The organism is Lactococcus sp. EKM203L (assembly GCF_011800585.1).
Taxonomy (GTDB): Bacteria; Bacillota; Bacilli; order Lactobacillales; family Streptococcaceae; genus Lactococcus; species Lactococcus lactis.
In genome coordinates this window covers 1-7,083 of the sequence record NZ_JAALEQ010000022.1, presented here as the reverse complement: position 1 = coordinate 7,083, position 7,083 = coordinate 1, and the positions used below count along the sequence as shown (strand labels likewise).

Annotated in this window: 6 protein-coding genes; 5 read left to right on the top strand and 1 reads right to left on the bottom strand. The window is 35.8% G+C overall.

The window, feature by feature from the left end:
* Positions 1 to 501 (top strand): hypothetical protein (locus tag HFD15_RS13660; RefSeq protein WP_238785377.1); only part of this gene is annotated, 501 nt, incomplete at its 5' end.
* A 272-nt stretch (positions 502 to 773) separates the two neighbouring features.
* Here HFD15_RS13660 and HFD15_RS13655 read toward each other — a convergent pair.
* Entirely contained in the window at positions 774 to 1,328 is a 555-nt protein-coding gene (locus HFD15_RS13655; protein ID WP_167593767.1) for a recombinase family protein, read from the bottom strand.
* A 541-nt stretch (positions 1,329 to 1,869) separates the two neighbouring features.
* On the opposite strand from HFD15_RS13655, the gene HFD15_RS13650 reads away from it, so the two are divergent.
* From HFD15_RS13650 to HFD15_RS13635, 4 genes are all read left to right on the top strand, one after another.
* Positions 1,870 to 3,666, top strand: coding sequence for a heavy metal translocating P-type ATPase (locus HFD15_RS13650; RefSeq protein ID WP_167593766.1), 1,797 nt, complete (start codon positions 1,870 to 1,872; stop codon positions 3,664 to 3,666).
* Positions 3,667 to 4,313: 647 nt separating this feature from the next.
* Positions 4,314 to 4,820: an FMN-binding protein gene (locus HFD15_RS13645; protein WP_099567314.1), complete on the top strand. Its 507-nt coding sequence runs from the start codon at positions 4,314 to 4,316 to the stop codon at positions 4,818 to 4,820.
* 2 nt (positions 4,821 to 4,822) lie between these two features.
* Positions 4,823 to 5,599, top strand: a complete 777-nt coding sequence (locus HFD15_RS13640) for an FAD:protein FMN transferase (RefSeq protein WP_099567313.1) — start codon at positions 4,823 to 4,825, stop codon at positions 5,597 to 5,599.
* Positions 5,583 to 6,860 (top strand): FAD-binding oxidoreductase, encoded by a 1,278-nt coding sequence (locus tag HFD15_RS13635; protein WP_167593765.1) that lies wholly within the window; start codon positions 5,583 to 5,585, stop codon positions 6,858 to 6,860. The genes HFD15_RS13640 and HFD15_RS13635 overlap by 17 nt, the downstream gene beginning before the upstream one ends.
* The last annotated feature ends 223 nt before the right edge of the window (positions 6,861 to 7,083 follow it).

Sequence of the window (7,083 nt, the reverse complement as noted above, 5' to 3'; positions counted from 1 at the left end):
ACAGCGGTAAGTGGTAAGTCAGACACAGCGGTAAGTGGTAAGTCAGACACAGCAGTAAGTGGTAAGTCAGACACAGCAGTAAGTGGTAAGTCAGACACAGCGGTAAGATATAAGCAAGAAATAAGTTTTTTAGAAGAAAAGAATTTATTAAAAGATAACCAGATAGACTATTTAAAACAACAGATAAAGAATTATGAAAACCAAGCAAATAATTTAATCGAAGTACAGAAGCAAACTCAAAACCTCTTAGACCAGCAACAACGTCTAGCCTTACAGGATAAAAAATTACTAGAAGAGTATAAATCAGAAATCAATGAATTGAAAGCTCTTAAAATGCCTCAGGAGGATATGAAAGATGGCTCGTCGATAAGGGGTGAGGCACAGGAAGAAATTGAACGACTGAAAGCTCAATTGAAGTTATCAGAAGAAGAACGAAACAAGACAAAAGAAAAAGAGCCGGTAAAAACAGAATCTAAAAAATGGTGGCAACTATGGAAATGAGGGGTGGACTAATGTCAAATTGCAATCCAGCCGATTATTTTAATCATTATCAGTAGTGTGCTTGAGAAAAAAATGTAGAAATAAAGGTTCATACAAATAATAAGAAAAGGGAGGTACACGCTTTTGTGCAATCTCCCTTGTTCTTTTGCTGTCATATCAAGGCTCATTCAATCATGGTAAATTCGTGGTAAAATAATTGCTTTTTTGATTGATGAATAGTCCTTAAATACTGTATTTATGCGGATAATCTGATTTTTTGTATTAAGTTTATTCTAAAACTTATTAATATATCTATAAATCGTTGTTCTTGACACTCCCCAAGAATCCGCAATCGACTTAATCGGCGTACCACTTTCTACCAAGGTTTTAAGAAGTTTTACGTCTTGCTCCGAAAATTTTTCAGGTCTTCCTCCCAGCCGTCCTCTTGCACGTGCGGCTTCTCTACCAGCGGCAGAACGTTCTAAAATAAGATTTCGCTCAAATTCCGCAAAAGCCGCAAACAAATGAAACATCAATTGTCCAGTCGAACTTGATTTATCCATTGTAATATTTTCTTGTAGACTATGAAAACTTACCCCCTTATTATTAAGAGAATTAACAATATTAATGAGATCTTCCATATTTCTACCTAATCGATCCAATCGCCAAACAACAATCGTATCCCCAGGACGGGAAAATTCAACTGCGGATTTTAATCCAGGTCTTTCTTTTTTACTTCCTGAGATATGGTCAGTAAATATTTTTTCACAATTATATTTTTCAAGGCTATCTTTTTGTAAATCTAAATTTTGAAGTCCAGTTGAAACTCGGGCATATCCAATATTCATTTTTATTCCTCCATTGATACTATTGTACCATAACTTGAAAGCACTTATATAAATGAACATAGAATAAATTACGGGTTAATAAACATTAAATGTAAATGATTTTGAGAAATTTAATAGGAAAAGAAGAGTGTTCAGAAAATGACCATTTTATGGACATCTGATAAAAAAGGAAAAACGATTAGAACGCTTTTCTTTTTTATTTCTATTTATTTGATAATAGTCCATTTTGTCCTTTGTCTAAATTATACAATAGTGACTCTAAGATTTAAGGATAACATCAATTGCTGCCATGTTAAAAGTTTTAGAAAGTCGCTCATTTGTGACACAAGCCATTTAATTGTTTTATTAACAAAAAAAGAGAACATACGAGCTAAGGCTGGTATGTTTTTTAATGTAAAAGTGTTTTGACTTATTTTTCGAAAACGTCAAAACGTTTTGACGTTTATTCTAGAAATCCATAAGTTAGGCTTTAGACTGCCAATTTCAGGGCATTTGTGCTATACTAGTCTAAGAGATTTTTAGAAATGATATAGGACAAATTATGAAAAATTGGCAAAAACTAACCCTGACATTTATGATCGCAATCATTGCGATTATATTAGATTTTGGCTTTAAGCAACCAACCTTGACACGTTTACTTGTGACAGTGACTGGGGCCATCCTAGCCATCTCGATGTTTATTGAGATGATTAAAACGCTACGCAGCGGACGTTTTGGCGTCGACTTACTCGCCATCATCGCGATTGCTTCCACTTTGATTGTTGGTCAATACTGGGCAAGCTTGATTATTGTTGTCATGCTTGTTGGCGGAGAGTCTTTAGAAGACTATGCCGCACACCGTGCCAGTCGTGAACTGCATAAGTTGCTAGAAAATTCACCAACTTTCGCCCACAAAAAAGTTGGCGATAGCTATGAAGATACACCCATTGATGACATTGACATTGACGATGTCTTGCTGGTTAAAGCAAGCGAAGTCGTCCCGATTGATGGTGTCGTTTTAGAAGGTGATAGCTGGTTTGACGAATCATCCTTAACTGGTGAATCAGAACCTGTGACGAAAGCTATTGGCGATGAGGTTTTATCGGGTAGTATCAACGGTGAAACAGCCGTCTTGATTCGGGCCAGCAAAAAAGCATCCGACAGTCAGTACCAAAAAATCGTTCAGTTGGTCAAAGAAAGTGAAGCAACGCCTGCCCAGTTTGTCAGATTAGCAGACCGTTACGCGGTGCCGTTTACCATTGTATCGCTGCTCATTGCGGGTGCCGCCTGGCTTATTTCGGGTGACATGACCCGTTTTGCTGAAGTTTTGGTTGTGGCAAGTCCATGTCCCTTGATTTTGGCAGCACCGATTGCCTTTGTGGGTGGCATGAGTCGGAGCTCCCGTAATGGCCTCCTCGTTAAAAATGGCACAACCATCGAAAAACTATCGCTCGCTAAAACGGTCGCTTTTGATAAAACAGGCACCTTAACGACAGGGATTTTACAAGTCAAGTCTATCGCCCCTGAAACGGCCACGCATTCAGAAGATGACTTGCTTCAAATCGCAGCCTCTTTGGAAATTGGTAGTAACCATATTTTAGCGAAATCATTAGTGAAACGTGCAGCAGAAAAAGACTTAGCACTTTTAGAGGTAACAGATTTACGAGAGTCTACAGGACTTGGTTTAAGTGGTGTTATCCAAACTAAAACCTATCGAATTGGTCGGGCTAACTTTGCCAATGCCGAAGATGCAAAAGTGAATGGCACAGCTGTTTTTATCAGTGAAGATGAGGTCTTTATCGGTAAAATTTTATTTGAAGATAAAATCCGGCCAGAATCTCAACACGTGATTGAACGACTGAAAGCACAAGATGTGCAACACATTTTGATGCTGACAGGTGATAATCAAAAAACAGCTGAACTCGTCGCAGGCGAACTCGGCATTACAGAAATGCACGCTGGTTTGATGCCAAGTGAAAAAATTGGCATCTTAAAAGAATTGCCAGAAACGCACCGTCCCATGGTCATGGTCGGAGATGGTGTCAATGATGCCCCCGCCCTTGCCTTATCAGATGTCGGGATTGCCCTTGGGGCCAGTGGCTCAACGGTTGCCAGTGAGAGTGCTGACGTTGTCGTTTTAAGAAATGACTTAAATCTCGTTCCTGAGAGTATCAAAATCTCTCGTGAAACGATGAAAGTCGCTAAAGAAGCTGTTTTGATTGGCATCTTCATCAGTATTGCGCTCATGTTAATTGCTTCAACCGGTGTCTTACCAGCCATCATCGGTGCTTTGCTCCAAGAAGTCATCGATACCGTCTCTATCCTCTATGCTTTGAAAGCCTTGAAAGATAGAAAATAATCAGTTGCGTCATTGAATTTTAAATGATATCAATCAACTAGAACATGAAGTATATCTAAGATAAAAGGGAATAGAAAATCTGTTCTCTTTTTTTGGTAGTCAAAATCTGTTGAACTAGAAAAGTAGAAAAGTAGAATTTTCTACCCAAAAAATCCATCAAAGTTTAGGGTATCTTACACCTAATCAATTTGAAAAGGTAAGTGCTTAAAATAAATAGATTAAAATTCTACGTTTGTTACTCTAAAAACTTGACCTAACGTCACTATCGAGTATGAGAAATTCTCAGTAAAAAACAACTAAAATATAATGTTATTTATAAAACTTTCTAGTAAAATAATATTACCAGTTTAAAAATAACGAATTATGAAATTACTAAAATCTTATGAATAACTGTTAAAGAAAGTTTTTTCAGCTGTTCAAGTAGGATTAATTGCAACTTTTTTATGGTATATTATCATAAAATCTCTCTCTTTTTCCGTTCAAAGTGATCGATAGATACTTTCATTGTATTAACTAACAAATGTTCATCTTAGTATTATTGGAATATTAGCAATGGTCAATTTAAAAGAAAGTTTTGATGCATCTTCCTTTATGGAGAAGGGGATGGTAATTGCACGAAGTAAAAGTTAAAAAAGGAGAGTATAGGTTTGAAAAAATTTTTTGCATTCATTACTTCAATAGGAATAGTTGGAGCGATTGGATTAGATGGTTATTATCTCTTCACTCAAAATTCAAAACAAATTCAAGGAACTACAACAGTTGAAAGTCAGTCACAAGGAGCTTCAACTTCTAGTTCGTCTACCTCATCAACCTCGGCAGTTTCTGAGGCTTCCAGTTCTTCTACTTCTTCAACCAGTTCAAGCGGAGAATATAAGGATGGTACTTATAGTGGCTCTACTGTCTCTACTCGATGGGGGGACGTCCAAGTACAAATCAAAATTTCAGGAGGAAAAATTTCAGATACCTCTTTTTTGAAAAGCACTTCTGAAAATGGAGAGTCTCGAAGTCAAGAAATTGATGTACAAGCAGAGCCCATCTACATTTCTGAAGCTAAACAAGCAAATTCTGCCAATATTCAAGCTGTTTCAGGTGCAACAGTGACTTATAATGGTTACACCGAATCTCTCCAAGCAGCACTAGATCAGGCGGTATAACAATGGGACAAAAGAAAATTCAATTAATTGATAGCAACAAGGAGCTTATAACATTTGTTAAATTTACCATGGGTACTGCATTCACTACTCAAATAGTTGTAGAAAGGATAACAAGTGAAAAACTTTATCCTGAACTCAAAAAAAATTCTCAAAATTTATCATCCTACTTAGATCAGATAGATAAAAAGTTTAGCCCTTTCAAAGCAAATTCTGAATTGAATCAATTTAGAAGAGGGGAGCTAGATTGGTTTAGTTTATCAGAGGAGATGCGTTATGTGATTGCTTCTTGTGAACAAGCAAAAAGTGTGACAGAACATGCCTTTGATCATTATTATTCAGGGGTTCTGGATACAACTGGTTTTGTTAAAGGTTGGGCAATCGAAACCGCATTCCAACAATATCTAGCTCCTCTTTTAGGCAATCCATTAATTCATGCAGTTAACCTTATTGGTGGTGGAGATATGCAAATGAAGACAAGAAAGGATTCCAACTGGACATTTACCATTGGTATTGTTGATCCTTTTGATAAAAAGAAAGCCATCTATGAGGTTAAAATGAAGTCTGGAGCTATTGCGACTTCAGGAATTATGGAACGAGGGCATCATATTGAAAATGCGGACAATTCTTTGGTACAAACTACTGTTATTGGAGAGAGTTTACAAGTTGTAGATGTTTATGCGACTGCTTTGATGATTAATCCAAACTTAGCTCTTCCACAAAAGTTTCAGAGTATTATCATTGATAGAGAGGGGGAACGGAAGCATGCTCAAATCTCATAAATATTGGCTAGGTTTGTTTTGGTTGGTTACTATTTTTATCTTGCCACTTCCATTAATCATTACCTTAGCTCATGGTCTCTCTGGAACAATTAATCAATCAGAACTTTTTGCTTCTCAACTCGGTTCAATTGCTTATGTTTGGATGCTATTTTCAATTATGGTTTCTGAAAAACCTAAATGGTTGGACTCATTAATAGGATTACCAGAAATGTATTTTACGCATGGAGTAATGGGATGTACTGCTATTTTATTTTCTTTTATTCATAAAGAATTACTTCACTCTTATGGGGCTATTGCATTAACTGGAAATATTGCTTTATACCTCTTTATAGGTATTGCTTTGTATTCCATCATTTTTTTGTCTGGTTGGATAACTTCCCATTTTTCACTACTGGGGCACATTAAAAAAAAGCTAGAAAAAATATTCAGATATGAAACTTCTGTCTGGATACATAAACTAAATCTAGTCGCTACCCTTTTTGTTTTTGGTCATGTCATCTTAATTGATTATATCCGTTCTATTTCTTCATTCATGTTTTGGTTCTATCTCTACTCTATCCTCACTGCGTGTGTTTATATTTATATGAAAACAATCAAGAAAGTACTGTATCATTCAGGAAAGCTAATTGGTAATCAAAAACTCTCTCATAATATCACTGAATTAAGGATCCATATTACACATCGTGCTTCATTTAAAGCTGGGGATTATGCATTTATTAGTTTCCCAGAGGTTTCAGGAATGAAAGAACCTCATCCGTTTTCAATTGTTAATTATAACTCCAAAAAGCGAACTTTAACGTTTGCAATACGAAATCAAGCTGATTTTACAAAAAATATTAATCACCTTAAACTGGGAAGCAAAGTAATTATTGATGGTTCGTATGGTAGACTCTACCATGCAGTGAAGGAGCATGAGTCAAACGACTTAATTCTAATTGGCTCAGGAATTGGATCTGTTCCTTTAATATCTCTAGCAATTAACTTGCAAAATAGCAGGCCGATTACCTTTATAAGAATTGCAAGTAAAGAAGAAGATTTAATCTATGAAGCGGAACTAATAAATATCGCAAACAAAAATACAAAGTTTATTTACCATTCTCAAATTGGGCGTTTAACTACTGAACAAATCATAAAACTATACAGTAAAGAAGGGTTCTATCTTATTGGGGGATCTCCTCAAATGATGAGAGGAACTAAAAAATTATTAATGAATGGTGGTGTAAATCGTGCACAAATTTATGGTGAAAAATTTAATTTCTAGAGTGAATGATTTAAATATATATTATGAACAAAAGTCAAGGATATAATAAAACCAGCTCATAACTTAACAGTTGTGAGCTCTTTTTTGAATGCAGATGAATAGTGAGGTTAGAGCAGGTCATAAATAAGGGTCATATTTAAAAGCTGAAATTGTACGTTTTAGTCAATTACATACAAGCCTATTTAAGGGCTTTTTCTATATTATTACTAACTCACGTTTAAAA

Coding starts and splice junctions, on each gene's coding strand:
- HFD15_RS13640 (WP_099567313.1), top strand. CDS start 4,823: ATGGGACAAAAGAAAATTCAATTAATTGATAGCAACAAGGAGCTTATA.
- HFD15_RS13655 (WP_167593767.1), bottom strand. CDS start 1,328: ATGAATATTGGATATGCCCGAGTTTCAACTGGACTTCAAAATTTAGAT.
- HFD15_RS13650 (WP_167593766.1), top strand. CDS start 1,870: ATGAAAAATTGGCAAAAACTAACCCTGACATTTATGATCGCAATCATT.
- HFD15_RS13635 (WP_167593765.1), top strand. CDS start 5,583: ATGCTCAAATCTCATAAATATTGGCTAGGTTTGTTTTGGTTGGTTACT.